The organism is Cyclobacterium xiamenense (assembly GCF_009467825.1).
Taxonomy (GTDB): Bacteria; Bacteroidota; Bacteroidia; order Cytophagales; family Cyclobacteriaceae; genus Cyclobacterium; species Cyclobacterium xiamenense.
In genome coordinates this window covers 1-26,493 of record NZ_WIOK01000008.1, presented here as the reverse complement: position 1 = coordinate 26,493, position 26,493 = coordinate 1, and the positions used below count along the sequence as shown (strand labels likewise).

25 protein-coding genes are annotated in these 26,493 nt (G+C 48.3%); 19 read left to right on the top strand and 6 right to left on the bottom strand.

What is annotated here, in order from left to right:
• Positions 1-92 precede the first annotated feature (92 nt).
• Positions 93-1,037 carry a DUF6089 family protein gene (locus GCU44_RS07685; RefSeq protein WP_154855705.1) on the bottom strand — a complete coding sequence of 315 codons (945 nt, stop codon included), beginning with the start codon at positions 1,035-1,037 and terminating at the stop codon, positions 93-95.
• Between the two features lie 84 nt (positions 1,038-1,121).
• Entirely contained in the window at positions 1,122-2,027 is a 906-nt protein-coding gene (locus tag GCU44_RS07680) for a mechanosensitive ion channel family protein (RefSeq protein WP_154855704.1), read from the bottom strand.
• Between the two features lie 229 nt (positions 2,028-2,256).
• On the opposite strand from GCU44_RS07680, the gene GCU44_RS07675 reads away from it, so the two are divergent.
• The 4 genes from GCU44_RS07675 to GCU44_RS07660 are packed head-to-tail and all read left to right on the top strand — an operon-like array spanning position 2,257 to position 6,917.
• The gene (locus GCU44_RS07675; RefSeq protein ID WP_092173956.1) at positions 2,257-3,798 is read left to right on the top strand and encodes a GNAT family N-acetyltransferase; all 1,542 of its coding nucleotides are present in this window, start codon (positions 2,257-2,259) and stop codon (positions 3,796-3,798) included.
• On the top strand, positions 3,798-4,379 hold the full coding sequence (locus tag GCU44_RS07670; RefSeq protein WP_154855702.1) for a KdsC family phosphatase: 582 nt from the start codon (positions 3,798-3,800) through the stop codon (positions 4,377-4,379). Before GCU44_RS07675 ends, GCU44_RS07670 begins: the two co-directional genes overlap by 1 nt.
• Positions 4,372-5,220 carry a 3-deoxy-8-phosphooctulonate synthase gene (gene kdsA, locus GCU44_RS07665; protein WP_154855700.1) on the top strand — a complete coding sequence of 283 codons (849 nt, stop codon included), beginning with the start codon at positions 4,372-4,374 and terminating at the stop codon, positions 5,218-5,220. Before GCU44_RS07670 ends, kdsA begins: the two co-directional genes overlap by 8 nt.
• Entirely contained in the window at positions 5,217-6,917 is a 1,701-nt protein-coding gene (locus tag GCU44_RS07660; RefSeq protein ID WP_154855698.1) for a L,D-transpeptidase family protein, read from the top strand. The genes kdsA and GCU44_RS07660 overlap by 4 nt, the downstream gene beginning before the upstream one ends.
• On the opposite strand, the gene GCU44_RS07655 is transcribed toward GCU44_RS07660, so the two are convergent.
• Positions 6,861-7,625 carry a murein L,D-transpeptidase catalytic domain family protein gene (locus tag GCU44_RS07655; RefSeq protein ID WP_154855696.1) on the bottom strand — a complete coding sequence of 255 codons (765 nt, stop codon included), beginning with the start codon at positions 7,623-7,625 and terminating at the stop codon, positions 6,861-6,863. The two genes, GCU44_RS07660 and GCU44_RS07655, sit on opposite strands and share 57 nt — an antisense overlap.
• A gap of 315 nt (positions 7,626-7,940) precedes the next feature.
• On the opposite strand from GCU44_RS07655, the gene GCU44_RS07650 reads away from it, so the two are divergent.
• The 6 genes from GCU44_RS07650 to GCU44_RS07625 all read left to right on the top strand — a co-directional run bounded on the left by GCU44_RS07650 (position 7,941) and on the right by GCU44_RS07625 (position 11,339).
• The gene (locus GCU44_RS07650; protein ID WP_154855694.1) at positions 7,941-8,351 is read left to right on the top strand and encodes a 6-pyruvoyl trahydropterin synthase family protein; all 411 of its coding nucleotides are present in this window, start codon (positions 7,941-7,943) and stop codon (positions 8,349-8,351) included.
• Positions 8,311-9,012, top strand: a complete 702-nt coding sequence (folE, locus tag GCU44_RS07645; RefSeq protein WP_154855692.1) for a GTP cyclohydrolase I FolE — start codon at positions 8,311-8,313, stop codon at positions 9,010-9,012. The genes GCU44_RS07650 and folE overlap by 41 nt, the downstream gene beginning before the upstream one ends.
• A gap of 152 nt (positions 9,013-9,164) precedes the next feature.
• Positions 9,165-9,845, top strand: a complete 681-nt coding sequence (locus GCU44_RS07640; protein WP_154855690.1) for an SDR family NAD(P)-dependent oxidoreductase — start codon at positions 9,165-9,167, stop codon at positions 9,843-9,845.
• A gap of 82 nt (positions 9,846-9,927) precedes the next feature.
• Positions 9,928-10,191, top strand: a complete 264-nt coding sequence (locus GCU44_RS07635; RefSeq protein WP_092173938.1) for a hypothetical protein — start codon at positions 9,928-9,930, stop codon at positions 10,189-10,191.
• Between the two features lie 57 nt (positions 10,192-10,248).
• On the top strand, positions 10,249-10,692 hold the full coding sequence (locus tag GCU44_RS07630; RefSeq protein WP_241684875.1) for a hypothetical protein: 444 nt from the start codon (positions 10,249-10,251) through the stop codon (positions 10,690-10,692).
• Positions 10,692-11,339 carry a flavin reductase family protein gene (locus GCU44_RS07625; RefSeq protein WP_092173935.1) on the top strand — a complete coding sequence of 216 codons (648 nt, stop codon included), beginning with the start codon at positions 10,692-10,694 and terminating at the stop codon, positions 11,337-11,339. Before GCU44_RS07630 ends, GCU44_RS07625 begins: the two co-directional genes overlap by 1 nt.
• A gap of 16 nt (positions 11,340-11,355) precedes the next feature.
• Here GCU44_RS07625 and GCU44_RS07620 read toward each other — a convergent pair whose 3' ends face one another.
• On the bottom strand, positions 11,356-12,822 hold the full coding sequence (locus GCU44_RS07620; RefSeq protein WP_154855688.1) for a S1C family serine protease: 1,467 nt from the start codon (positions 12,820-12,822) through the stop codon (positions 11,356-11,358).
• Positions 12,823-13,075: 253 nt separating this feature from the next.
• Here GCU44_RS07620 and GCU44_RS07615 point away from each other — a divergent pair, with 253 nt between their 5' ends.
• From GCU44_RS07615 to hslU, 4 genes are all read left to right on the top strand, one after another.
• Positions 13,076-14,239, top strand: a complete 1,164-nt coding sequence (locus GCU44_RS07615) for a 1-deoxy-D-xylulose-5-phosphate reductoisomerase (RefSeq protein WP_154855686.1) — start codon at positions 13,076-13,078, stop codon at positions 14,237-14,239.
• 3 nt (positions 14,240-14,242) lie between these two features.
• Entirely contained in the window at positions 14,243-15,562 is a 1,320-nt protein-coding gene (gene rseP / locus GCU44_RS07610) for an RIP metalloprotease RseP (protein ID WP_154855684.1), read from the top strand.
• 190 nt (positions 15,563-15,752) lie between these two features.
• Complete coding sequence (lon, locus tag GCU44_RS07605) at positions 15,753-18,239, top strand: endopeptidase La (RefSeq protein WP_154855682.1); 2,487 nt, start codon at positions 15,753-15,755, stop codon at positions 18,237-18,239.
• A gap of 12 nt (positions 18,240-18,251) precedes the next feature.
• The gene (gene hslU, locus GCU44_RS07600; RefSeq protein ID WP_092173921.1) at positions 18,252-19,637 is read left to right on the top strand and encodes an ATP-dependent protease ATPase subunit HslU; all 1,386 of its coding nucleotides are present in this window, start codon (positions 18,252-18,254) and stop codon (positions 19,635-19,637) included.
• Positions 19,638-19,684: 47 nt separating this feature from the next.
• Here the strand turns inward: hslU and GCU44_RS07595 are convergent, their stop codons facing one another.
• Positions 19,685-21,811, bottom strand: a complete 2,127-nt coding sequence (locus GCU44_RS07595; protein WP_154855680.1) for a xanthine dehydrogenase family protein molybdopterin-binding subunit — start codon at positions 21,809-21,811, stop codon at positions 19,685-19,687.
• Positions 21,808-22,269: a (2Fe-2S)-binding protein gene (locus GCU44_RS07590; RefSeq protein WP_092173916.1), complete on the bottom strand. Its 462-nt coding sequence runs from the start codon at positions 22,267-22,269 to the stop codon at positions 21,808-21,810. Before GCU44_RS07590 ends, GCU44_RS07595 begins: the two co-directional genes overlap by 4 nt.
• 298 nt (positions 22,270-22,567) lie before the next feature.
• Between GCU44_RS07590 and GCU44_RS07585 the strand changes: the two genes are divergently transcribed.
• The 5 genes from GCU44_RS07585 to GCU44_RS23075 form a co-directional block, all read left to right on the top strand.
• On the top strand, positions 22,568-23,563 hold the full coding sequence (locus tag GCU44_RS07585) for a beta-ketoacyl-ACP synthase III (protein ID WP_092173911.1): 996 nt from the start codon (positions 22,568-22,570) through the stop codon (positions 23,561-23,563).
• Between the two features lie 25 nt (positions 23,564-23,588).
• Positions 23,589-24,152, top strand: a complete 564-nt coding sequence (gene efp, locus GCU44_RS07580) for an elongation factor P (protein ID WP_154855678.1) — start codon at positions 23,589-23,591, stop codon at positions 24,150-24,152.
• Positions 24,153-24,263: 111 nt separating this feature from the next.
• Positions 24,264-24,731, top strand: a complete 468-nt coding sequence (gene accB, locus GCU44_RS07575) for an acetyl-CoA carboxylase biotin carboxyl carrier protein (protein ID WP_154855676.1) — start codon at positions 24,264-24,266, stop codon at positions 24,729-24,731.
• Between the two features lie 30 nt (positions 24,732-24,761).
• Positions 24,762-26,123 carry an acetyl-CoA carboxylase biotin carboxylase subunit gene (gene accC / locus GCU44_RS07570; protein WP_154855674.1) on the top strand — a complete coding sequence of 454 codons (1,362 nt, stop codon included), beginning with the start codon at positions 24,762-24,764 and terminating at the stop codon, positions 26,121-26,123.
• Between the two features lie 187 nt (positions 26,124-26,310).
• On the top strand, positions 26,311-26,493 hold a 183-nt coding region (locus GCU44_RS23075; RefSeq protein WP_154855671.1), incomplete at its 3' end, for a hypothetical protein.

The window sequence follows — 26,493 nt, the reverse complement described above, 5'->3', positions numbered from 1 at the left end:
TCAAAATTAAAAAAAATTATCCGTATTCGTTTCGAAAGCACCCCGGGATGTGCAAAATGAACACCTTTGATGGCAAGCCAATTGAGAGAACGTTACCAGAACCTAAATCCCCGCCCCCTGTTTCTGAAAATCCAGTTATCCCAGATGTCTTGTGAAAAATAAATTTCGGCACCAACGTTTAACGTAAAATAGCCGTCGTATCTGGCCCCTGGCTCATCAAGTCGGGGATCTCCACTACCTCTCCGCGGGGCCCCTCGCCGATTGCGAATCAATTCCACATTGGGTTCACCATTGGGAAGCAGGTACCGGGGCTGCCTGACCGACAAGCGAAGCCGATCCGGGTTTTCGCCCGAAACGTAATCGGCAATTAGCTCTTCGTAATAACCGGATATATTGAACGTACTGATATCGTCCAGGTAGTCCGAGAGGGTAAACCGGTAATTGCCCTCGATAAAAAAATCCATGTATACATTTACCTTGTATTTTAAACCCAGGCCCATGGGGAACACCATAACCACATCCGAATACAGCTCATTTTCAGTCCGCAAGGGCCGTAAGTCCACCCATTGATCCCGATACAGGGTTTTCGGATTGTTGGTTGTGGCCCCGACGCCGAAAAATACGTAGGGGTTAATAAACTCGCGGGTAATGTTATAGACCTTTACCGGCTTGTAATAGTATTCGACCAAAAAGGCTGCTTCCCAGTTTCTGCTCCTGAAGTTCAAATCTCTGGGAATCCGGCCGCTCCGGGGGTCTGCTTTTACATCCTGCCCGGAAATTTGATAATACGAGACATCTGCCCTTGCTTTGAGATTGGTACCAAAGGTGTACCGGGCACTAAAGGCCGCATTGTAGTCGGGTTGAATCCCTTCACTGTATTGCCACAACGCATACAGGTCACCGAAATACTGAGAAGGACCCACTTGAAGTGAGAACGACCAGGGTTCTTCAAATCGAAAGCGATACATGCTTTGGGAAAAACTATCGTTGGAAAAGGCAAGTAAAAAAACTACCAAAAAAAATAAGATTCTCTTCATAAATAAAGCAGGCCTGATTCCCCTCGTTTAACCAACTGACCATTAACGCTCTAAAGATAAAGGAAATGCCTAAAATAAAAAAAATTAGGATGAGGTAAATTTTTCCAGGCCGGAACGGATATGAAGGTCCCGCTGCGGAAAGGGAATCTCCACCATTTCCTCTCGGAATTTAGCGAAAATCGCATAGTATAGCTGGCTTTTTAGCACTTTCGGTTTATTGATGTATTCCGAAGTCCAGACCCTAAGGTTGAAATCAATGCTGCTGTCATTGTATTGCTCAAAAAGCACGTCTGGTTCGGGATAGCTGAGTACACCGGGATTGGCCTTTACTACCTCCAGCAGGATTCGCTTGATTTTATTGGGATCCTCCTTGTAGGACACCCCCACGGGTATATTGAACCGAATATTCCGGTCGTTGTGCGACCAGTTGATGACGGGGTTATCAATAAACTGACTATTGGGCAGGATAATGGAAATGTTGTCGTTGGTAAGCACCATGGTGGACCTGGCGGATATTTTGATCACATCTCCGTACACATCGTCCACCTCAATTCGATCGCCCACCTTGATGGGTCGTTCGACGAGAATGATCAATCCACTGATAAAATTATTGGTAATGTTTTGGAGACCAAAACCGATACCAACACCAATGGCTCCTGCAAGTATGCCCAGAGCGCTCAAATCGACGTTGCTGTTTTGCAGGATGGTCACCAGGCCGAAAATGATCAATACGTATTTAAAAATGGTAGCAATGGACTGCCGGATTCCCACATCCAGATTGTACCGCACCAATACCTTATTTGCCAAAAATTTCCGGGTGATTTCGGCAACGATAAATAGGAAAACGATGGAAAGGGTAAGCCCGATAAATAAACCCACCGTCAGCCTGGTTTCACCAAGCATGAGCAGCTTAAAATTCCAAAATTCATCAAAATGCTCTAAAAAAGCCCAAAAATCCCCGTTCTTGATATCTTCTATAATTTCTTTCATTCGTCTCCCGTTTACATCTCTTGCTACATCCTGCCCTGCCCACCGGAAAAGGTTACGCAGGTGTCTGATTCGCTCACTTTTTTCCGCTATGTGGTAAATTTGCACCTGTAGGGATGCAGACCTACCGAACAGTCCGGTACCTTTTTTGCTGAAAAAAAGCAGGATAAAATCCCCCGTGTCCTACACCAATAGCCACCAATTTAGGTAAATTTGTGATTAAATTAATGGTATGAGCAAGCAAAAAGAAGAACTTGAACATCGTCTAAAACTTAGGAACATCAAGCATTCCGATTTTAATGATATCCGGGAAATCATGGTTTCGGCTTATAAGACCCAGGGCATGACCTGGACCAAGGAAGAATTCAAGAACCAACTGAATGCCTTCCCCGAAGGACAGATTTGCCTGGAGGACAATGGGAAAGTAGTGGCCGTAGCGCTCAGCCTCATCGTAGACTATGCCAAATATGGAGATAATCACAGCTACGATCAAATCACGGGCTTCGGGAAATTCGATACCCACGATGAGGAAGGTGACACCTTGTACGGAACGGACGTTTTTGTGGATAAGGAGTACCGTGGACTGCGGCTGGGAAGAAGACTCTACGATGCCAGAAAGGAACTCTGTGAAAACCTGAATTTGCGGTCCATCATTGCAGGGGGCAGAATTCCCGGGTACAGCAAATACGCAGATCAAATGTCTCCGCGAAAGTACATCGAACTGGTAAAAAACAAGGAAATTTTTGACCCGGTCTTATCGTTTCAGCTGGCCAATGAATTTCACGTTCGGAAAGTGATCACCAAATACCTTCCGGAAGATACGGATTCCAGGGCCTATGCCACCCTTTTGGAATGGATCAACATCTATTACGAGAAGGACGAAAAGCTGATTGGCAACAAAAAAACGATCGTACGCCTGGGCCTGGTTCAATGGAAGATGAGGCGGTTTACCGACGTAGATGACCTCATGCAGCAGGTAGAGTTTTTTGTGGATACGGTCTCCGATTACAAATCGGATTTCTGCTTGTTTCCAGAATTTTTCAATGCACCCTTGCTGGCGGAGTTCAACAAAATGGACGCGTCCGAAGCCATCCGAAACCTGGCAGATTACACCGAAGAAATTGTCAACCGCATGCGCGACCTGGCACTCTCCTACAACGTGAATATCATCGCCGGTAGCATGCCGGAATACGACGGGAAAAAACTCCGAAACGTGAGCTACCTCTGCAGAAGGGACGGTACCATGGACAAGCAATACAAACTGCACATCACCCCGGATGAGCAGTCGTACTGGGGCTTACAAGGAGGGAATGGAATCAAGGTATTCGATACCGATGCCGGAAAGGTAGGCATATTGATCTGCTACGATGTGGAATTCCCAGAGCTTAGCCGGATTTTGGCGGAAAAGGAGATGGACATCCTGTTTGTCCCTTTTTGGACGGATACAAAAAATGCCTACCTTCGGGTAAGCACCTGCGCCAAATCCCGGGCCATCGAAAACGAGTGCTACGTGGCCATCACCGGCTCCGTTGGTAATCTTCCACGGGTTGAAAACATGGACATACAGCATTCCCAGGCTGCCATTTATTCGCCCTCCGACTTTTCGTTTCCGCACGATGCGATCATTGCGGAAGCCTCGCTCAATACCGAAACGACCATCGTGGCAGACGTGGATCTGGATTTGCTGACGAAACTACGAAAAGCGGGAAGCGTACGAAATTTGGCACAGCGAAGATTGGATCTTTACTCCATACAATGGAAAAACAAACGATAATGCGTTATTTCAGCCATATTCCAAACGAACTCCTTGACCGTGCAAAACCCATCCGGATGCTGGTCACAGACCTGGACGGCGTATTGACCGACGGGGGCATTATTCTGGATGACAACGGCATGGAATACAAGTCCTTTCAGGTAAAAGACGGCCAAATCCTTCGGTACCTGCGGGATGCAACCATACAGGTAGGCGTACTTTCGGGCCGCGATGTAGCTGTATCCAAAATAAGGTGTGAGCAAATGAACGTGGACTTTCACCGACACGGACTAACAGACAAATGGGGGGCGCTATCCGAAATTCTATCGGACAAAGGCATCCTGCCAGCCGAAGTCGCCTACATTGGAGACGATTTGATAGACCTGGACCTGCTTCAACGGGTGGGTTTCTCTGCTGCCCCGGCAGATGCCATGCCGTATATCCTGGACAAGGTAGACTACGTGTGCAGAAAAGGGGGAGGGAAAGGCGTCTTTCGAGAAGTGGCAGACCTGATTTTGTATGCGCAGGGCAAACTGCCCGGCCTCCTTTCCGAAAACTCCCGGCTAGACCCTACCGGCACCAACCCAACAAAAAATGAGTAGCCCCACACACACCATGCGTATTGGCGCGTCCATAATACTAGGAACCGACCGGCCAGTTTTGTTTTCCGGCCCCTGCGCCGTGGAAAGCAAAGAGATCTGCCTCGAAATTGGCAGCAAGGTCAAATCCTACGCACAGAAGCATGGTTTTGACTACGTTTTTAAAGCTTCTTTTGACAAGGCCAATCGCACCTCCGGAAGCTCATTCCGGGGGATTGGTTTCGATCAGTCGCTAAAGGTACTGCAGGAGGTGGGAGAAGCCCTACACCTACCCCTGGTAACGGATGTTCATGAAAGTTATCAGGTAGAAGCCATCGCAGCAGTGGTGGACGTGATACAGATACCCGCATTTTTGTGCCGGCAAACAGACCTTTTACTGGCCGCTGGAAAATCCGGAAAGGCGATCAAGATAAAAAGAGGCCAATTTATGGCTCCGGAAGACATGCAGTTTGCTGTGGATAAAATCCGCTCCACAGGTAATCCCAATGTCTGCCTGACGGAAAGAGGATTTTCTCTGGGCTACCACAACCTGGTGGTAGACATGCGGGCGCTGCCCATCATGCGTCAATTTGCCCCGGTAGTTTTTGATGTCACGCACAGCGTACAGCAACCCGGTGCCAACCAGGGTAGCAGCGGGGGACAGCGGCAAATGGCGCCCTACCTTGCGCGGGCAGCGGCTGCAGCCGGCGTAGACGGGTTTTTTATCGAAACCCATCCGGAACCTTCCAAGGCGCTGAGTGATGGGCCAAACATGATTCCCCTCGCAAAAATGGATGCCTTCCTGGGCATGATAAAAGATGCCTGGGACACCGGCAACCGGTACCGGAATTTTCCCGCCGTATGAATGCCTCTTTTCGCCTCCGATTCCGCCTACCTTTGCTGGTGGCCTGCCTGACGGTGGCGCACGCATCCGTTTTAGCCCTACCGAATAATGCCGGCACTGCCTCGGAGATCCGGTCGATTCTGGAACGAGACGAAACGCAAACAAACACAATTTTTGGGCATTCTCCGATACACGCCAAATCCCACCTACTCACATTTTACTCGGAGAGGGCCTTCGCACCGGCCTGGTCTGCCCAGCAGGAGCCTACCTGCGAAGCACTCGAGTTATGGCAACTTATCGGGCAGGCAGGTTTTGACGGGTTACTTCCGGAAGATTATCACCTTTTGCCGATCAGTGAACTAATTGCCCGTTTTTTCGACACCGGACTACTCAGAGAGCGGGAGCTTGCCCTACTCGATGTTCTGTTAAGCGATGCCTTCATCGGGTATGCCCACCACTTGTACCAGGGAAAAATTCATCCCGAACACGTAAAGGGCGTTTGGAACATTCAAACCAAGAGACACGAACCACGGGTGCTGGAAAAATTAAACCGTGCCCTGGCTACCAAAAAGGTACGCGAGGAACTCTTTAGTCTGCGTCCAAAATTCCCTATTTACGACAGAATGCGTACTTCCATGAAAAAATATGCAGCGTTGGCCAGGGAATATACGGACCAAAACGGACCCATACCTGCCACCGAAAAACCCCTGGAAATCGGCCAACGATATTCTCAGATTCCGACCGTTCGGGAAAAATTGATTTTTTGGAAAGACCTGGAAACGTACCCGGTAGCAACCGGTCGGGATGACTTGTACGACAGTATCCTGGCCATGGGTGTAAAAAACTTTCAGCGAAGAAATGGCCTCCAGGCAGATGGGGTCATCGGGAGGGGCACCCTGGAGGCACTCAATCAGAGCCCCGAAACCCTAATGAACAAGCTAGCAGTAAACATGGAACGCCTTCGCTGGCTGCCGGATACCACGCTGCAGGAGTTTATCCTGGTCAATATTGCCGGGTATTCCATGGATTTTATCAGTGAGCAGGACACCCTGCTCCACTCAAATGCCATTGTTGGAAAAACCTACCGGAAGACACCGGTATTCAACGCTGCTATGAGCTACCTGGTTTTTAGCCCCACCTGGACCATCCCTCCTACCATCTTGAAAAACGACGTGTTGCCTTCGGTACGAAAAAACAACGCGTATCTTTCGCAAAAAAATATGCGGATTCTGGACCATTCCGGAAGGGAAATTAACCCCGACGAAATAAACTGGGATGACATGACGGGAAGCAATTTTCCCTACCTTATCCGACAGGACCCGGGACCTGCCAACTCACTCGGTTCCGTCAAGTTTATGTTTCCCAACCAATACGACGTATACATCCACGATACACCGTCACGGGAATTGTTTTACCGGGAAGACCGGGCCCTGAGTTCCGGCTGTATTCGCATCCAAAAACCGTTTGAATTAGCCCAATTGTTGTTAAAAGACCGGCCGCTATGGACAGATGAACGCATTCGAAGCGCCATGCAACAAAAAAACGAACAGGTTGTGATGTTGAACAGGAAAATACCTGTCATTATACTTTATCTGACCATTTGGACGGATTCCAATGGCCGTGACAACGTGCGCAAGGATATTTACAACCGAGATACGGAACTATTGCACTTGCTGCGCCAACCCCTGCTGGAAGGCCGCCTCCGCAGCGAAAATTGATCTTTCCTGGTAAAAAGGCTGGTCGGCATGAATGTACAGGCAGCTTTTGTCTTGAATCAACGCAATCACCCCTTCGAAGTTTTCGTGAGGAAGTGCCGGACAACCCAGACTCCTTCCCAATCGACCGTAGCTCTCAACAAACTCTTCGGTGGCATAATCTGCCGAATGGATGACAATGGCCCTGGCTCTGGCTTTGTCGTTGATACCTTTTTCCAGCCCGTCCAGCCGCAAGGAGACCCCATGTTTACCGATGTATTTTTCTCCGGTCAAGTAAAAACCCAGGCTGCTCATGTAACTATCGGGCGTATTCGAAAAATTGGTCGCAAGCAAATCTCCGGAATTTCGTCCATGGGCTACCAATGACGCATGCTGCAGCGTTTTGGACTCCATGTCTATAATCCATAAGCGTTTTTCTGTTGAGGGAAGATCGAAATCGACCAGCGTGAGGGGTTTCCCCTCCGCCAACATACCCTTCTCTGCCAACAGGTGGTAACCACTGAGGGCACGTTGTAAAACTTCCTTTCGGAGGGAGCCCGCATCCTGCCGTACATTCTCCCAGATGCGTTCAAGCAATTCCAGGTTCTTTTCCGTGACCGATCGTTCCATCGGCTCAACAGACGTCGGACCCGGCTGAACCAGGTGCGCGTCGCCGAAAGAAAGTACCGGACTGGCGATCAAAAACAAACAAACGACTAGTTTTTTCCTCATATTCACTAAAACTGGTTCAGGCATGGTGCCATAAGATCCCTCGCCCACTGGTTGGAATAACAGTCCGGATTGAAAAATAATTTAATTTGCGTTCACTTTTTTAGTTTTTTTCCCATTGGCTGATAAATTATAGTATTTTGAACCCAACCACCTTATTCAGGTGTTCTTTGGCTTGGCAATGAACTAACTGGAACGAAGGGTATGCCTTTCTCCGAGGAATTGTTCCGCTGGCGAAGGGGTGCGTTCCGGGAAATTTTGTTGAGTTTTTGCGAAAATACAGTGAACAAATAAACGGATAATCCGGTTAGAGAAACTATGAAATTATCAATCTACCGAAAAGAACACTTCAATGCCGCCCACCGACTGCACAATCCAGCCTGGTCGGATGATAAAAATCAGGAGGTTTTCGGAAAATGCAACAATCCCAATTACCACGGGCATAATTACGATTTGATTGTAAAGGTCTCGGGTCCGGTTGATCCGGATACCGGGTATGTATACGACATGAAATTGCTGAAAGATCTGATCCGAGCGCATGTCACCGATAAGTTTGATCACAAAAACCTAAATTTAGACACGGATGAATTTAAAAATCTTAACCCAACTGCGGAAAACATTGCTGTGGTTATTTGGCATATTTTGAGAAATAAAGTAGAAAAAAAATACGACTTAACAGTTCGATTATATGAAACAGAAAGAAACTTTGTTGAATTCAGCGGGAATTGATCTCAATCAGACCATAGAGGAATTGGGCGACGAGCACATGGCGTCCTCTCACGACACCCCCCTTCGGGAGGATGCATTTGAGATGGATGATGACCTGAAAATGGAGCTGATTGAAAAACATTTTAAGGAGATCATGTACATTTTGGGTTTGGACCTGACAGACGACAGCCTGAAAGGAACACCGAAACGGGTCGCAAAGATGTTTGTGAAGGAGGTTTTTAGTGGTTTGGATCCTAGAAACAAACCGGACGCCAAGCTTTTTGAGAATAAGTTTCGTTACAACGAAATGTTGGTCGAAAAAGACATCACGTTCTACTCTCATTGCGAGCACCATTTTGTCCCAATCTACGGAAAAGCGCACGTGGCGTATATTTCCAATGGGCAGGTCATTGGTTTATCCAAAATTAATCGCATCGTTCAGTACTATGCCAAACGACCGCAAGTACAGGAACGGTTGACCGTGCAAATTGGAAACGAGTTGAAAGCTGCGTTGGGCACCGAAGATGTGGCCGTTATTTTGGATGCCGACCACATGTGTGTGTCAAGCAGGGGTGTCCGGGACACCAGCAGCAGTACCGTCACGTCGTTTTACAGTGGACAGTTTGAACATTCGGCACAAAAGCGAAACGAATTTCTCAAATACCTGGAACTTCCCCGGTAATCAAAAGAATAAGGTATCTTTTGGTTCGTTTCCCTACCGGAACACCCCTATCTCCCATCAATCGGTTTTGATGGGAGATTTTTTTAAAGGGCTTGCACTGGCAAACAATTTGATGATTTATTCATTATACTAAGGTAAAGGAGGAAAAACTTATGAAGGACAAAAACATAGTAATCATTGGTGGAAACAGTGGAATCGGAGCGCAGGTAAAAGAGATACTGCAGGCGGCCGGGGCAGAGGTATTTACCTACTCCCGTTCTCAGGAAGGTAGTCAAAAATTGGACGTGCGTTCAGACTTTACAGAAATTGAAGGCATACCCGAAGTTGTCCACGGAGTACTTTATTGTCCCGGTACCATACAACTAAAACCCTTTCACCGATTCGGTCTGGACGATTTCAGAAATGACCTCGAAATCAATTACCTGGGAGCAATCAAGGTGTTGCAGGTGCTTCAGCGTCCGCTCAAAAAATCGTCTGGAGCTTCTGTGGTGCTGGTAAGTACGGTTGCGGTACAAACTGGATTGGGATTTCATTCTTCCATTGCCGGGGCCAAAGGGGCAGTCGAGGGTCTAACCCGATCTTTGGCAGCGGAATGGGCTTCGAACGGCATCCGGGTAAATGCCGTGGCTCCCTCACTCACAGATACACCACTTGCAGAAGCATTGCTTTCGACACCAGAAAAGAAAGAGGCGGCCGGGAAACGGCATCCGCTGGGACGCTTCGGGACAGTCGATGATATGGCAGCGGCCATCCACTTTTTATTATCCGATAGCTCTTCCTGGATCACCGGACAGGTGCTAAAAATAGACGGAGGAATGTCGAGTATCCGGTGAAAGGGTTGTATTTTTGCAACATTTAGGTTGAACAAAGTGTAGATAGATAAGGGTATTGTCCCTTAATAAAATTAGTAAACGTATGAGGACCCCACCTGAATCATTCTTGATCTTTAAAGCGGAGCTGAAAAAAGCTCAGCTTGAGAAAGAGCGATTGCGAAAAGCCTACGAGGAGAAACTCGCTGACATGAACCGCGAGCTTTCCCGATTAAAAGAACAAATAGAGGCCCAACAGGAATTAATGAGAACAACGATTGACTACGCCATTAAGCTGGAAGAAGACCTGGGGAATTTCAAAGAAGAAGTAGAAAACGAGAAAAAACAAAGAAAAAGCTCTTTTCACTAAATCTATTAGGTAAGTATTCCGTAAATTAACAGGTATTTGATGTAAACAAAGGTTACCATGAACGACACCCTAAACAAATCAGCGATGGAAAACTTTGACCTGTCTTTCGAAGGGAGATATGCCAAGGTATTTGTCGATGAATCCCGTGGAATAATCATTTGCGAATTGTTGGTGGATTACGTACCAATAGAAGACTTTAAGGACACGTTTCACAAAATATCCGCACTGGTGAAAAACGGTTCTTTTTACAAATTTATTTTTGACAAACGCGCGCTTCGTGCCTTTCATCAGCCGAGCATGGAATGGTATTTCCTGGACTGGAAAAAAGAGATGTACTTTCAAGGCATCACGGTTCATCGCAAAATACTTCCCGCAGAGAAATGGTTTGAAAAGATGGTGATGATCGCGAAAAAACAAATAATTGAAAACAATCCGGGCAATATTATCGAAAACCTGGATATCAGCTATTGCGACACGATCGAAGAAGCTATCTTAACCTAATGAAGCATTTTTCCAAAAAAGCCATTCTTGACGCCGACAAGAACTTCAGGCGAGATTTTGTCAATTGCCTGAGCGGGTACAAAAGTTTAAACCTTATCGGAACTTTCAACGAGGAAACAGGGGAAACAAATCTGGCCCCCTTTTCCCAGGTTTTCCACATAGGTGCCAGCCCACCACTAGTAGGCGTACTTTTCCGTCCCCCTACAGGCGAGCGGCACTCACTTGGAAACATTGTCCACAATGGAGACTTTACCCTAAACCACGTCACGGAGAGTTTTTACAAAGAGGCGCACCATTGCGGTGCTCGCTGGCCTAATTCCGAGTTTAAAGCGACCGGACTCAAGGAAGAATACAAAGACGGGTTTCCGGCTCCATACGTCGCTGGAAGTCCCCTGCAGGTGGGCTGCACGATGGAAGAACAAGTACGCCTGTCAGTGAATAATACGGTTTTAATAATCGCCAACATCGAACACGTCTACGTACAGGAAAACGCCCTGGGAGAAGACGGTTTTATTGATCTTCAGGCGTTGGGGACCGTAACCGTATCTGGACTGGATTCATATCACCTCGGCCAAAAACTGGCACGGTTGGCCTACCCCAAGCCCGATCAACCGATACGAGTAATTTCTTCCGACGGAGACGAGTAGAAAATTCAGTATTCTGCTACTGAACGCTGTAGGATTGAATGAACGGTTGGCCACCGGGCGTTCTGCCTTCGAGTACCAATCTACCGCTGTAATCTTCAAGAAATCGCCCAACCTCCTCCGGGTTCGTTGCGGGGGTTTCGTTGATGTGTGTCAAAATAAATCCCTCGCCCAAACCCAGGTCTCTGAGGTACCCCCTCGTCATGGCGGAAATCTTTACCCCATAATCCAAATCAAATCGATCCATCTCGATGGCATTGATGGCTTCAAGCTTTGCCCCTAACAGCGGAGAGGAGTAAAACGAACGTTTGATTACGCCTGTCCCTCCGAGCAGGTTTTGCAGGGTCAGTTCGGATGTCCGCCGTACATTGTCCCTCAGGTAATCCACTGTTATTTTATCCCCCGGGTAGTAATAGGAAAGAGCTTCTTCGAAACTCCCCTTCCCGGAAATACGGTTACCGTCAATGGTAACAATGACATCTTCTACCCGCATGCCTGATTTTTCCGCCGCACCACTTCGGATGACGTGCGAGACTACCACGCCATCCAGGGATTTTAATCCCATTTCCTCCGCCAATTCGGGAGTTATCTCGTTTACTTCCAGTCCTGGAATGGCTTTCTGCACTTCTCCGTACTGGATCAAATCGTTGGCAATCTTGGTCGCGATATCTACCGGGACGGCAAACCCATACCCGGTGTAGGAACCCGTTCGGCTTAAGATGGCGGTATTGATTCCGACCAATTCCCCCCGATCGTTGACCAGCGCACCGCCAGAATTTCCAGGGTTGATGGGGGCGTCCGTTTGAATAAATGACTCCAGGGGAAATTCCCCTCCCATAATGTTGATCTGCCTTTCTTTCGCCGAAACAATGCCAGCGGTAACGGTGGAGGTGAGATTAAATGGATTCCCTACTGCCAGTACCCACTCACCGATTTGAAGGGATCGGCTGCTACCGATCTTTATTGCGGGAAGCCCACGTGCTTCAATTTTCAAAACGGCGATATCGGTGTTGGCATCCGAGCCAATTAGACTGGCCTTATACGTTCGCTTTTTGTGAACAACTTCGATGGTTTCGGCCCGCTCCACGACGTGATTGTTGGTGATGATGTAGCCGTCTTCGGAAAAAATCACGCCTGATCCGGTACTTACCGTTTGCTGGGGCACCCCCTGCCTGAAGAAATAATCAAAAATACTATACCGCCGGGAGTCCTGTCCCGAAAAATTTTTGATAAATACCACCGATCCGGTACTCTTCTCCGAGGCCTCCACGAAGGAGTCCGGAACGCTCGGCGGGTTTTGGACCGTTGTTTCCGAAAGTTTTTCCCGATTTTCCTCCATGCGGGAGGTACGGTATCCGAGGTTTTCGTTCCACTCCTGGCTCGGAACGATTGCGCTGCGGTCTTGCATCAGGCTGGAATAAGACCAGGCACCTAGGATTCCTCCCACAAAGGAAATGATGGCAACAACAAAATAGCTTCTATGCATGACTCCACAATTGGTGTTAAATGGATTAAACGGAAAGGTTCCCCGTTTACGTTGGGATTTTAACATAAATTAGCACGAACTATCGTAAGAACGCTACCCCTGTTCGTATCCTAATTTTATGCCAAAAAAAGAGATTCTGTAAAAAGCACAAAAAAAACAGGGAAAACTGTTTTTACCTTGTAAATTTGTCAGTAGTTTCGACTGAAGCTGCCGGATACAGCAGCACACTTTTTGACTAAAGTAAGAAAACCCCATGTCTACAATTAAACGAGTCGCTATCCTGGGTTCCACAGGAAGCATTGGTACCCAGGCCTTGGAAGTCATCCAACAACACCCCGAAAAATTTCAGGCCGAGGTATTAACCGCACAAAACAATAAAGAGCTACTCATTGAGCAGGCCATTCAGTTCCAGCCCAATGCGGTGGTGATTGGAAACGAAGGCTTGTATCAGGAGGTAACACAACGCCTCTCGGCCTACCCCATCAAAGTATACACCGGACAAGATGCCATTGCATCCATTGTGGAAATGGACTCCATTGATATCGTATTGACGGCCCTGGTAGGCTATGCCGGCCTCATTCCTACGTTACGGGCGATTGCCGCCGGAAAGCCCATCGCGCTGGCCAACAAAGAGACCATGGTGGTGGCTGGAGATCTGGTCACCCGTCTGGCCAGGGAAAAGGCCGTCAACATTTACCCGGTAGACTCGGAACACTCTGCCATCTTCCAATGCCTGGTGGGGGAATTTCATAACCCGATCGAAAAAATAATCCTTACCGCTTCTGGCGGCCCGTTCCGGGGTAAAGACCGGTCTTTTCTGGCAGGAGTGACCAAAGAACAAGCCCTAAAACATCCCAATTGGGACATGGGTGCCAAAATCACCATTGATTCTGCTTCTCTAATGAACAAAGGTTTGGAGGTAATTGAAGCCAAATGGTTGTTTGGGCTTGAAACCAACCAAATTGAGGTGATTGTTCATCCCCAATCCATCATTCACTCCCTGGTACAATTTGAAGACGGATCGATGAAAGCGCAACTTGGACTGCCCGATATGCGTATCCCTATACAATTTGCATTGTCCTACCCCGACCGTATCAAATCATCTTTTCCAAGGTTTGACTTCGCAAACTATCCCAATCTGGAGTTTGAGCAGGCCGATGAGGAGACATTCCGAAACCTCAGACTGGCTTACAATGCATTGGAAAAAGGAGGAAATACCGCTTGTTCACTCAATGCTGCCAACGAAGTGGCAGTGGCAGCATTTTTGCAGGACCGAATTAAGTTTCTGGAAATGTCTGACCTGATTGAACAGACTATGGAGAAAATTGGTTTTATTAAGACGCCAAGTTTGGATGACCTCATCCAAACCGATAAGGAAACTAGAAAATTATCAGAGGAAATCATCAGTAGATTTTAAGGAATGGATACATTAATAATGGTAGCACAACTGCTACTGGGCTTGTCAATTTTGGTAGGGCTGCACGAAATGGGACATTTACTGGCAGCAAAGCTGTTTGGGATGCGGGTGGAAAAGTTTTCCATCGGCTTTCCACCAAAAATTGCCGGCTTTCAATGGAAAGGGACCGAATATTCGATAGGAGCCATTCCTCTGGGAGGCTTTGTAAAAATATCTGGAATGGTGGACGAATCCCTGGATGCCGAACAAATGGCGTCTGAACCCCAACCCTGGGAATTTCGATCCAAACCTGCCTGGCAACGATTGATCGTCATGTTGGCGGGCATTATTGTAAACGTCGTGACTGGCGTCATTGTCTTCGTCTTTCTGGTCTACAATAATGGCGAAACCTATTATTCCCGCGATCAGGTGATCGAACACGGGATTGTAGCTTATGATATCGGCGAGCAAATCGGCCTGCAAAAAGGGGACAAAATTTTGGATATCAACGGTATCCCCTACGAGTCGTTAAACGACATCAGCAGTGGAGACGCCCTGCTCAGCTCCGATGGCTATTACACCATCGAACGCAATGGGGAGCGCATGAAAATATCCATACCCCGCGGGTTTATCAATTCCTTTTCCAACGAAGAAAGCATGTCTAACTTCATCCAAATCCGGTTTCCATTTGCCGTATTGGATGTCATGCCGGATGGTACCGCTAAAAATGCCGGTGTAAAGGCCGGGGACAAAATTCTGGCAGTAAATGACACCGATATTTATTACTTTGATGAGTTGCAGGCCGCCCTGGAGGAGCACAAAGGTGGGGAAGTGGCACTCACGCTGGAACGCGACCAACAAGAGCTCATCGCTCAAGTAGCAGTCAGCGAGGAAGGCACGATTGGCATCGCGGCAGAAAACCTTCTCGAACCGGTAAAAAAGAAATACTCCTTTGCGCAGGCAATCCCAATAGGGACAGAAAGGGCCTTCAGTGTGGTCATCATCAACGCCCGGGCAATGGGGAAAATGTTTACCGGAGAGGTTTCGGCAAAAAACGTAAGCGGACCGATAGGCATGGCGAAAATTTATGGCTCCACCTGGGACTGGACGAAGTTTTGGTCCATCACCGGGCTCATTTCCATGATTTTGGCGTTCATGAATTTGCTTCCGATACCGGCACTGGATGGGGGTCACGTCATGTTTTTATTGTACGAGATGGTATCCGGTAGAAGTCCTTCCGATCGCTTTTTAGAAAATGCGCAAAAAGTGGGCATGGTCTTACTGCTGGCGATCATGGTGTTTGCCATTGGCAACGATATCCTAAAGCTGTTTACCGGAACCTGACGAATGTGACTCGGAAAAGCGTTTTGTTTTAGTCCGGCTGTATTTTGGCTGGAGCCAGGGGTTGCCTGACAATTTGATCCGCAAAGCAACTTGGCATACGCCTTGGACATTTTATTCGTATCTCCGGAAGAAGGGAGTTTTTTTGTATATTAAAAAAATAACGTGACAGACTGTCTGTCATTATGTCTGTATGAACAATAACGACAATCAACTATATCATTCATTAATGTTGGGCGATTATTCTGGCGAAGGGGATCTGATACAACTGATTACTGACGACGAGGACGAAGGCACATTAACGGAGGAAGATCTTTCCAAAGAAATTTCGATTCTATCCGTACGAAACACCGTACTGTTCCCAGGCGTGGTCATCCCAATCACGGTAGGCCGACAACGCTCCATCAAACTCGTAAAAAAAGCCCAAAAAGGCGACAAGCTGATCGGGGTTTGCGCCCAGAAAAACCCCAACATGGAGGACCCTTCCTGGGAGGACATTTACCATGTCGGTACATTGGCGAAGATTATAAAAATGATTGTATTGCCCGATGGTAATACGACCATTATCATTCAAGGAAAAAAACGGTTTGAAATCGAGAGTGAACTCTCGGAAGACCCCTATTTTCAGGCAAATGTGCGGTATCTGGAAGAAACCTTCCCGCAAAACAGCGAAAAAATCGAAGCCCTGGAACAATCCCTGAAAGAAGCGGCCTTTAAGATTCTGCAGCTGAACCCGGAAATTCCCCGTGAGGCGCAGGTAGCTCTGGACAACATCGACAGCACGCCTTTTCTAACGCATTTTCTTTCATCCAACATCAACGCCCCGGTAGAATCCAAACAACGCCTACTGGAAATCAACGATGGCATCGATCGGGCCACGCTCTTGCTGGAATTCATGATGAAGGACATCCAAATGTTGGAGCTCAAAAGTGAGATTCAGAAAAAAGTCCATACCGATATCGATCAGCAGCAGCGGGACTATTTTCTCCGGCAGCAAATGAAAGTCCTGCAAACCGAGCTGGGCGAAGAAGGACCGGAAAAAGAGGTAGAAGAGCTGCGCGCGAAGGGTAAAAAGAAAAAATGGCCCAAAGAAGTGGCCGTACAATTTGAAAAAGAGCTGGATAAAATCCTGCGGATGAATCCGGCCGCGGCAGAATACCCCATTTCGCTCAACTATGCCGAGGTATTGGTAGAGCTCCCCTGGAACGAGTTTACGTCGGATAACTTTGATCTGAAACGGGCCAAAAGAATCCTGGACCGGGATCATTCGGGCCTGGACAAGGTGAAAGAACGAATCATCGAATACCTGGCCGTATTAAAACTAAAAAACGACCTCAAAGGCCCCATTCTTTGCCTTTACGGCCCTCCTGGTGTGGGGAAGACTTCCCTGGGCAAGTCGATTGCCAAAGCATTGGGGAGAAAGTACGTGCGGATGTCCCTGGGGGGATTGCATGATGAGGCGGAAATCCGCGGGCACCGCAAGACCTATGTAGGAGCCATGCCTGGAAAAATCATCCAAAACATGAAAAAGGGCAAATCCTCCAACCCGGTTTTCGTTTTGGATGAAATCGACAAATTGAGTTCCGATTTCCGAGGCGACCCATCCTCGGCCTTTCTGGAAGTGTTGGATCCGGAGCAAAACAATGCCTTTGTGGATAATTTTCTGGATGTGGAATACGATCTGTCCAAAGTGCTATTTATAGCAACGGCCAACACGCTGGAAACCTTGCAGCCTGCGCTCCGAGACCGGATGGAGATCATCGAAGTGACCGGTTACACCCTGGAAGAAAAAGTAGAAATTGCCAAAAAACACCTGGTCCCCAAACAACGAAAGGAGCATGGGCTAAAAGCCAGTGACATTTCCTTTTCGAACGCGGCCCTCGTCAAAATTATCGAAGACTATACCCGTGAATCCGGCGTTCGAACACTGGAACGACAAATAGGAAAGTTGGTGCGCAACATTGCCAAATCCATTGCAATGGAAGAACCGTACCAGAAAAAGATCACCCCACAGATGGTTCGGAAAATCCTGGGAGGAGAGATTTTTGATAAAGAAATTTATCAGGACAATTCACTTGCCGGTGTGGTTACAGGTCTGGCCTGGACCTCCGTAGGCGGAGAAATTCTGTTTATAGAAGCGAGTATAAGCCGGGGAAAAGGCAAATTGACGCTTTCCGGCCAATTGGGAGATATAATGAAAGAGTCGGCCATGACGGCCATCTCCTACCTGAAATCCCAGGCCGACACGCTGAACATCGATCACCGGGTATTTGATCAGTACGATTTGCACATCCACGTACCTGCCGGTGCCGTGCCAAAAGATGGTCCCTCGGCGGGTATCACCATGCTGACCGCCATTGCGTCGGTCTACACCCAGCGCAAGGTGAAATCCAAGTTAGCGATGACGGGCGAAATAACGCTACGGGGAAAAGTAATGCCTGTAGGCGGGATTAAGGAAAAGATCCTGGCGGCAAAACGCGCCGGCATCAAAGACGTTTTGCTTTGCAAACGAAACCAGCGGGACATCGAAGAAATCGATGAAAGTTACCTGAAAGGGGTCACCTTCCATTTTGTCGATCACGTAGGCGAGGTGTTGGATATCGCACTTCTTCCCGAAACAGTGGATCATCCGGTCAAGTTTACCTTTGACACCGATGCCAACAAAGCCGGATCCAACTAAAAAACAAACGACATGAACCATTTGACACCGAAGCAGATTGTTGCGGAACTGGATAAATACATCATTGGACAGACAGATGCAAAAAGAAACGTTGCCATTGCGCTGAGAAACAGGATCCGACGACTCATGGTCAAGTCTGACCTGCAAAAAGACATCGTTCCGAACAACATCCTTATGATTGGTTCCACCGGGGTAGGCAAAACCGAGATTGCGCGCAGACTGGCAAAAATTGCCAATGCCCCTTTTACAAAAGTGGAAGCCTCGAAATTTACGGAAGTGGGGTATGTGGGCCGTGATGTTGAATCCATGGTTCGGGATCTGGTCGAGCATGCCATCAATTTGGTAAAAGAATCAAAAAACGAAGAAGTAAAGGAAAAAGCAGCCCTGATTGTCGAAGACATGCTGCTGGACATACTGATTCCACCCGTCAAGGGGACGGGATTTACGGGTACGGTAACCAAGGAAAATTTCAACCCTGATCAGGCTTCAGAGCAGGAATTAAACGAACGGACCCGCGAACGATTTCGTGAGAAATTGAAAAACGGCGAATTGGAAACCCGAAAAATCGAAATCAATGTCAAGCAGTCTGCCCCTTCGGGAATCGGAATGATCGGCAACGGCATGATGGATGAAGCCAGCATGGCGGGCCTGCAGGACATGCTCAGCAACATGATGCCCAAACGGACCAAAAAACGAAAAGTGAGCATCGGAGAAGCGCGAAAAATCCTGATGGAAGAAGAGGCTTCCAAATTGATCGATTTCGATGAGGTGAAGGAGCAGGCCATCCGGCTGGCGGAAAATAATGGTATCATCTTCATCGACGAGATTGACAAAATAGCCTCCGGATCCCGAAAGTCCGGTGGTGGACCCGACGTGAGCCGGGAGGGTGTCCAACGAGATTTGTTGCCCATCGTGGAGGGCAGTGCTGTGAATACCAAATACGGACTGGTGCACACCGATCACGTACTGTTTATCGCTGCCGGTGCCTTTCACGTGAGTAAGCCTTCAGATCTCATTCCTGAATTGCAAGGAAGGTTTCCGATTCGGGTGGAGCTATCCAGCCTGACACAGGATGATTTCTACCGCATCTTAAAAGAGCCCAAAAATGCGCTGACCAAACAATACCAGGCCTTGTTTGAAGCAGAACAGGTCTACTTGGAATACACCGACGAGGCCATTCAAGAAATTGCAGCTCTCGCGTTTAGCATCAACGAAGAAGTGGAGAACATTGGGGCGCGCAGGCTTCATACCGTCATGAGCCACCTGTTAAACGATTTTCTTTTCGACGTACCCGATAGTATCGGACCGAATAGCAAGATCATGATTACCAAAGAGATGGTGCAGGAAAGACTCAGTTCACTGGTAAAAAACCGGGATTTGTCCCAATACATTCTTTAAACAAAGAGACGATACCGTTCCAAGATCGATTAATACCCCTGGGACATTCAGGCGTTCGGCACCCGTCCGGAAGGTACCATGGGAAGTCGGTAAAGTTTTACACCCACGGCATCGTCAATGGCATTCCGAATGGCTGGAGCGATGCAGACAATAGACGCCTCTCCGGCACCAGATGATGGAAGGTCTTTTCGGTTAACCAGCAGTACTTTTGTTTGGGGAATATCCTTGAAACGGGGCACCCGGTACGAAGACAGAAACGCATTGGATACATTTCCTTCGTCAAATTCTATGGCTTCGAAAAGCGCTCCACCCAGGCCTTGCAAAACGCATCCGGTGACCTGGCTTTCCAGGTGTCGCGGATTGAGAATTGCCCCACACTCGAAGGCCGTTACTGCTGAAATAACCCGCAGCTCCCGTGTATTTGGATCTACCGCCACCTCGGCAAAGGTAGCAACAAACCCGCCTTTTACCGCACCGCATGCCATACCAAACCCGTGGTTAGATGCCGGTTTTTCCCGGTTCCAGTCAAAGGCCTGTCCGGCTGTTTTGATGACGGATTTTAGGCGTTCGTCTTGCAGGTTTTTCAGTCGAAATTCCATGGGGTCGGCCCGAACCATTTGGGCAAGGTCATTGATGGTGGATTCCATGGCGAAAATATTGGCCGTAGAAGCCAGGGCCCGGTAAGATCCTTGCCGCAGAGGCGAATCGGAGCGGTGGTATTGCTCGTATTTCGTGGCACCAAGGTACGGGGAGTTGATGCCTGCTCCTCCCGAATTGTAATTGTGAAACTCCCAAGAGGAAAGGCGACTGCCGTCCACCGCTGCCCTCACCTGTATCAATCCCGCCGGCCGGAAATACGCCCACTTAAATTCTTCTTCCCTGGTCCAGGTAACCTTTACTGGTTTGCCTACCGCCTTGGCGAGGATAGCGGCTTCTATTCCCGCTTCTCCGGTATGCTTTCCTCCGTACCCAGAGCCCGTATCGGGCATGTAAACCCGGATTTTTTCCTTGGGAATGGAAAAAGCCCGTTCCAACTCTTCCTGTACGCCAAAGGGTCGCTGCGTACCGGTCCACACTTCCAGGGAACCGTCCTTCCACCGAGCCAGGCCCGCCCTGGGCTCCAGGGGTACATGTGCGATATAGTCTATTTTAAATTCTTGTTCCAGCTTCAGGGAGGCGGATTCGTAGGCAGCTGTGATTTCGGAGGGTACCGCATTTCCTGGTTCTCCCGTGCGCTTCAAATGGTCAAATAACGCGGCGCCTGCTACCTGCGGGGAACGTTCCCATTCTGCTTCTACCGTGGCCAGGGCCATGGCCGCCGTTCGGGAATTTTTGGCAACGACGCCGATAAAATCTCCTTGCTGCACTACCCGAACCCCAGGTATAGTGGCAGCGGCATCGACATTGGCACGAATCAGCTTTGCTCCATAAGCCGGGGGGCGGAGCACTTTTCCGTAAAGCATATCCGGTACCACCATGTCCGAAACATAGCGGTGCTTGCCGCGAACAAAATCCACTCCATTTATTTTTTCTACAGAGGTGCCCGCCACGGTCCATTTTGTGGGATCGATGGTCCGTACGTTTTCATTCATTGGAAGTAGCAGCTGTTTGGCGTTTGCCAGGCTACCGTAGCCCAATTGTTTTCCATTTGTGGGGTGCTTTACGGAACCTTTTTCCAGCTTTAGTTCGACTTCACCCAGTTTCCACTCCTTCCGCGCCTCCTGAAGCAGGATCTCCCGCAAACTTGCGGCGGCCTTTCGGAGAATTGGCGCCATCTGTGGGGTGGTCAGGCTGCCGTAGGTTCCCCGGTCGTAAGGGGTTCGGGCGGTATCTCCCATAATCAGGCTGATTGCGGAGATCGGTACGAAAAGCTCTTCTGCCACCACTTGTGTCAGGGAGGTACGAATATTTTGCCCAACTTCCACCTTACCGGTAAAAACCGTGATGGCACCGGTTGCCGATACGTGAATCCAGGAAGACAGCGTATCGGGGGCTGCCGGCATACCGGTTTCCGAAAGCCGGGAGAGGCTTTCTGACGCCAGGTAGTCGGTCCACACAAAGTAAGTGGCGATGCCGGCCCCCATGTATTTGAAAAAATTTCTTCGGCTAAGCCCGCGGCCAGGCAATGACTTTCTACGGTAGTGGTTGATTGATGTATTGCAGGTATCTTTCATGCCTTGGTGGTGTTTTGGGTTAGTTTCTTTAATGCATTCAGGATGGCCGGATAGGTGCAGCACCGGCAGATATTTCCGTTCATGCCGTCCAATAGCTCCTGCTCGTCCAGGGATTTTTTGCTTTCCACGAGTGCCACGGCCGTCATGATCATCCCCGGAGCACAATAGCCACATTGAAATACGTCTTCCTCCAAAAAAGCCTCCTGCACCGGATGCAACCGTCCATCCGCATCCAGTCCCTCAATGGTCCGTATGCGTTTGCCCTGAACACTGGTTACGGGGGTGATGCATGCCGGAGTAGGGGTTCCATTCACCAGCACCTTACAAGCTCCACACGCAGCTTCTCCGCAACCGTATTTGGTCCCCGTGAGATCCAATTGTTCCCGGAGTACTTCCAGCAGGCTGGGGTTGCCTTGCACGTCCACGGTGTATTCAGTAGCATTGACGTTGATTTTCATGATATTCTTTGGGTTTCAGGGTAAGTGACTTAATTTAGTCAAATAAAGGGAAAAATACAACGAAATGACTTTTGGCGGGTAAATCCGGTGCGCCCGTTTTCATTTATTTTCCACATATCCATAAAATCTTTGGTGGACAAGCACATTTTAAATAATTTTGGGATTCTTAATTTAAAACTGTGAAGGCCAACCCTTAAAAAACAGTAAAAAAAACCGGAATTTGCCGAAATAAACTGTTGGAACAAAACAAACGAACGACAGTCCTGCCCGATTCCTTTTTGATACAAGAACACATTAAATGAAAAAAAGAGCTGTAATTACGGGCGTCCATGGCTGGGTGCCGGAGTACGTACTGGATAACAAAGAATTGGAAACCATGGTCGATACCAACGATGAGTGGATCACCAGCAGGACCGGAATCAAAGAACGAAGGATACTTAAAGGTGAAAATCAGGGCACTTCCGTGATTGGTACGGAGGCGGTAAAAGGGCTGCTCGCGAAAACCAATACCAATCCGGAGGACATTGATTTGATTATTTGTGCGACAGTGACGCCAGACATGCTATTCCCCGCCACTGCCAATATCGTGGCCCATAATGTGGGGGCAACGAAGAGTTATAGTTTTGACATCTCGGCAGCATGCTCGGGATTTTTGTATGCATTGACTATCGCCAGCCAGTTTATCGAAACCGGTGCTCATAAAAAAGTAATCGTGATTGGCGCGGATAAGATGTCGTCCATCGTCAATTACGAGGACCGTACCACCTGCATCATCTTCGGCGACGGGGGGGGTGCGGTGCTTTTGGAACCTACCGAAGAGCCGCTGGGGGTGATGGATTCCTTGTTGCATACCGACGGATCCGGTGCGGATTTTCTTCACATGCGGGCTGGCGGAAGCCGAAAACCCGCCACCCTGGAAACGGTAAAAAACAGGGAGCATTACGTATTTCAGGAAGGGTCCACTGTCTTTAAGTTTGCTGTCACGAAAATGGCGGATGTGAGTGCCCAAATCATGGCAAGAAACCACCTGGAAGGTGCAGATATTGCCTGGTTGGTTCCGCACCAGGCCAACAAGCGAATCATCGATGCCACGGCAAACCGCATGGGTATCGGTCCGGAAAAAGTAATGTTGAATATCGAAAAATACGGCAATACTACGGCTGGCACCCTTCCATTGTGCCTTTGGGATTACGAATCACGCCTGAAAAAAGGTGATAACCTGATTCTTGCGGCATTCGGCGGGGGATTTACCTGGGGAGCGGTTTATTTGAAATGGGGATACGATCCAAACTAATACGTAAACAAATTAACATTCAGATATGGCAAGTACCGCTGACTTTAAAAATGGGCTTTGCTTGGTGTTTAACCACGACATCATGTCAATTGTAGAATTCCAACACGTAAAGCCCGGCAAAGGCCCTGCCTTTGTACGAACCAAACTAAAAAGCCTTACTTCGGGAAAAGTACTGGATAAAACCTTTAATGCGGGAGAAAAGGTGACTACCGCCCGGGTTGAAAAACGGTCGCACCAGTACATCTACAACGACGATTTTGGCTATCACTTCATGGATACCGAAACGTTTGAGCAAATTCCTATCGAGAAAAAGTTGATCGAAAGGCCCGAATTGCTAAAAGAAGGGCAGGTGGTGGAAATTCTGATACATGCCGAAACGGACAAGCCATTGGGGGTAGAACTGCCTCCATTTGTTGAATTAATGGTGACCTACACCGAACCAGGCATCAAAGGGGATACGGCTACAAACACCTTGAAACCAGCCACCTTGGAAACGGGTGCAGTGGTAATGGTCCCGCTTTTCGTGGAACAAGACATCCTGATCAAGGTTGATACCCGTGACGGTTCGTACTCGGAAAGGGTCAAATAAAGCAGGTAGTTCCGCAGAAATTCATTAACTTACATAGTTTTAGTACCTTAAAAAAACAGACAATCGCCTCCCGGGAAATCCGGTAACAGGACGATATTAAAATAAACGATTATGAAGGCAAAAGAAATACAAGAATTAATTGACTTTATTTCAAATTCCGGATTGGCCGAGGTAAAAATAGAGACGGATGAATTCAAGCTTTCTATTAAGAAAAACTCGGAAGTGGCTGTGGCGAGACCAGCCGACGTTCCCAATCCCCAAGCAGTAGCCGTGCCACAGCCGGCAGCCAGCCATTCGCCGGAAAACAACGTTAACCACGCGCCGGCTGCCGCTTCTTTCCTGGAAGTCAAATCGCCCATGATTGGTACCTTTTACCGCTCGCCCAACCCCGACTCCGATTATTTTGTCAATGTGGGCGATGTCATTCAAAAAGGACAAACCGTCTGCATCATCGAGGCCATGAAGCTTTTTAACGAAGTGGAATCCGAGGTGTCCGGTAAAATCGTTAAAATCCTCGTTGACGACGCGTCTCCGGTGGAATACGATCAACCGCTTTTTCTGGTTGAGCCTCAGAATTGATTTTTTTTCCAACCAAATTCACAGAAAAACGTGTTCAATAAAATATTAATAGCCAATAGGGGAGAAATAGCGCTGCGAATCATCCGCACCTGTAAGGAAATGGGGGTGAAAACGGTGGCCGTGTATTCTACTGCAGACAAGGATAGTCTACACGTACGGTTTGCGGATGAGGCCGTTTGCATCGGTTCTCCTCCCAGTAAAGATTCCTACCTCAATATCCCCCGAATAATCGCCGCCGCAGAAATCACTAACGCGGATGCCATCCACCCAGGTTATGGGTTCCTCTCGGAAAACGCGGAATTTTCCCGCATCTGCGAGGAATACAACATCAAATTTATTGGAGCCAGCCCCGAAATGATCAACCAAATGGGCGATAAGGCAACAGCCAAGGCCACCATGGCGGCGGCCGGTGTGCCTACAATTCCTGGCTCGGAAGGCTTGTTGGATTCCGTGGAACAGGGGCTGTCCCTGGCTGAGAAAATTGGCTATCCGGTTATACTAAAAGCCACCGCCGGTGGGGGTGGCCGTGGCATGCGTATAGTCAACGAACCCGCCGGTTTCAAAAAGGCATGGGACGATGCCCGACAGGAATCGGCCGCTGCATTTGGCAATGCTGGCCTTTACCTGGAAAAATTTGTGGAAGAGCCCCGGCATATCGAAATCCAAATCATTGGAGATGCAACCGGAAAAGCCTGCCACCTATCGGAAAGGGACTGCTCCATCCAACGGCGCCACCAAAAACTGGTGGAAGAAACCCCTTCCCCATTTATTACCGATGACCTTCGGGAACAAATGGGAAAAGCAGCCATCAAAGGAGCGGAAGCCATTTCCTACGAGGGAGCCGGCACCATTGAATTTCTGGTGGATAAAAACCGCAATTTCTACTTTATGGAGATGAATACCCGAATCCAGGTAGAACACCCCATCACAGAAGAGGTAACGGACTTTGACCTGATCAAGGAACAAATCAAAGTAGCGGCAGGCGAGCATATCAGTGGGAAAAATTATTTCCCGAAACTCTACGCCATGGAATGCCGGATAAACGCCGAAGACCCTTCCAACGGCTTCCGGCCCAGTCCCGGTAAAATTGTCAATCTACACCTGCCCGGCGGCAAAGGGGTGCGCATCGACAGCCACGTATATGCAGGATACGTCATTCCCCCAAATTACGATTCCATGATCGCAAAATTGATCGTTAGCGCCCAATCCAGGGAAGAAGTAATCGTGCGCATGAAGCGGGCATTGGAAGAGTTTGTGATCGATGGGATAAAAACCACCATTCCTTTCCACCTGGCCTTACTCGAGGATCCACAGTTCGTTGCAGGGAATTTCACAACGAAGTTTTTGGATACCTTCGATTTTTCGACCATCAAAAGTACCAAAGAGCAGTAGTCAGGTGTGAATACCTAACTTCCGTATATACAACGTTTCAAAGGAAGGCTTCCGCCTTCCTTTTTTTTGTCTTCCCCTCAGGGATGACCCCTTTCCACCCATCCCGTACTTTCGCGGCAATTTTAACTATTGCTTGTAATTTCACGTATTAATTGTGAAATTGTTGGTTGTTAATTAATTATAACCAATGCTTAAGTACCCAACGTATTTCCTTTTTGCCCTTGCCCTGCTGGGCGCTTGCTCCGAGAAGCCTGCTGACGGAGAATTCATGGCCTCAGGAGATCAGATCAGCTACAATTTCCATGTTCGTCCAATACTTTCGGACAATTGTTTTGCCTGCCACGGACCGGATGAGAACAAGCGCGAATCG

What these genes read in the sequence shown, in the direction of transcription:
- GCU44_RS07585 (WP_092173911.1), top strand. Translation starts at nt 22,568, where the DNA reads ATGAAAAAAAGAGCTGTAATTACGGGCGTCCATGGCTGGGTGCCGGAG.
- lon (WP_154855682.1), top strand. Translation starts at nt 15,753, where the DNA reads ATGAACAATAACGACAATCAACTATATCATTCATTAATGTTGGGCGAT.
- GCU44_RS07675 (WP_092173956.1), top strand. Translation starts at nt 2,257, where the DNA reads ATGAGCAAGCAAAAAGAAGAACTTGAACATCGTCTAAAACTTAGGAAC.
- GCU44_RS07650 (WP_154855694.1), top strand. Translation starts at nt 7,941, where the DNA reads ATGAAATTATCAATCTACCGAAAAGAACACTTCAATGCCGCCCACCGA.
- GCU44_RS07615 (WP_154855686.1), top strand. Translation starts at nt 13,076, where the DNA reads ATGTCTACAATTAAACGAGTCGCTATCCTGGGTTCCACAGGAAGCATT.
- folE (WP_154855692.1), top strand. Translation starts at nt 8,311, where the DNA reads ATGAAACAGAAAGAAACTTTGTTGAATTCAGCGGGAATTGATCTCAAT.
- kdsA (WP_154855700.1), top strand. Translation starts at nt 4,372, where the DNA reads ATGAGTAGCCCCACACACACCATGCGTATTGGCGCGTCCATAATACTA.
- GCU44_RS07620 (WP_154855688.1), bottom strand. Translation starts at nt 12,822, where the DNA reads ATGCATAGAAGCTATTTTGTTGTTGCCATCATTTCCTTTGTGGGAGGA.
- GCU44_RS07595 (WP_154855680.1), bottom strand. Translation starts at nt 21,811, where the DNA reads ATGAAAGATACCTGCAATACATCAATCAACCACTACCGTAGAAAGTCA.
- GCU44_RS07660 (WP_154855698.1), top strand. Translation starts at nt 5,217, where the DNA reads ATGAATGCCTCTTTTCGCCTCCGATTCCGCCTACCTTTGCTGGTGGCC.
- hslU (WP_092173921.1), top strand. Translation starts at nt 18,252, where the DNA reads ATGAACCATTTGACACCGAAGCAGATTGTTGCGGAACTGGATAAATAC.
- rseP (WP_154855684.1), top strand. Translation starts at nt 14,243, where the DNA reads ATGGATACATTAATAATGGTAGCACAACTGCTACTGGGCTTGTCAATT.
- GCU44_RS07625 (WP_092173935.1), top strand. Translation starts at nt 10,692, where the DNA reads ATGAAGCATTTTTCCAAAAAAGCCATTCTTGACGCCGACAAGAACTTC.
- GCU44_RS07590 (WP_092173916.1), bottom strand. Translation starts at nt 22,269, where the DNA reads ATGAAAATCAACGTCAATGCTACTGAATACACCGTGGACGTGCAAGGC.
- GCU44_RS07635 (WP_092173938.1), top strand. Translation starts at nt 9,928, where the DNA reads ATGAGGACCCCACCTGAATCATTCTTGATCTTTAAAGCGGAGCTGAAA.
- GCU44_RS07655 (WP_154855696.1), bottom strand. Translation starts at nt 7,625, where the DNA reads ATGAGGAAAAAACTAGTCGTTTGTTTGTTTTTGATCGCCAGTCCGGTA.
- GCU44_RS07670 (WP_154855702.1), top strand. Translation starts at nt 3,798, where the DNA reads ATGCGTTATTTCAGCCATATTCCAAACGAACTCCTTGACCGTGCAAAA.
- GCU44_RS07640 (WP_154855690.1), top strand. Translation starts at nt 9,165, where the DNA reads ATGAAGGACAAAAACATAGTAATCATTGGTGGAAACAGTGGAATCGGA.
- GCU44_RS07630 (WP_241684875.1), top strand. Translation starts at nt 10,249, where the DNA reads ATGAACGACACCCTAAACAAATCAGCGATGGAAAACTTTGACCTGTCT.
- GCU44_RS07685 (WP_154855705.1), bottom strand. Translation starts at nt 1,037, where the DNA reads ATGAAGAGAATCTTATTTTTTTTGGTAGTTTTTTTACTTGCCTTTTCC.
- efp (WP_154855678.1), top strand. Translation starts at nt 23,589, where the DNA reads ATGGCAAGTACCGCTGACTTTAAAAATGGGCTTTGCTTGGTGTTTAAC.
- accB (WP_154855676.1), top strand. Translation starts at nt 24,264, where the DNA reads ATGAAGGCAAAAGAAATACAAGAATTAATTGACTTTATTTCAAATTCC.
- GCU44_RS07680 (WP_154855704.1), bottom strand. Translation starts at nt 2,027, where the DNA reads ATGAAAGAAATTATAGAAGATATCAAGAACGGGGATTTTTGGGCTTTT.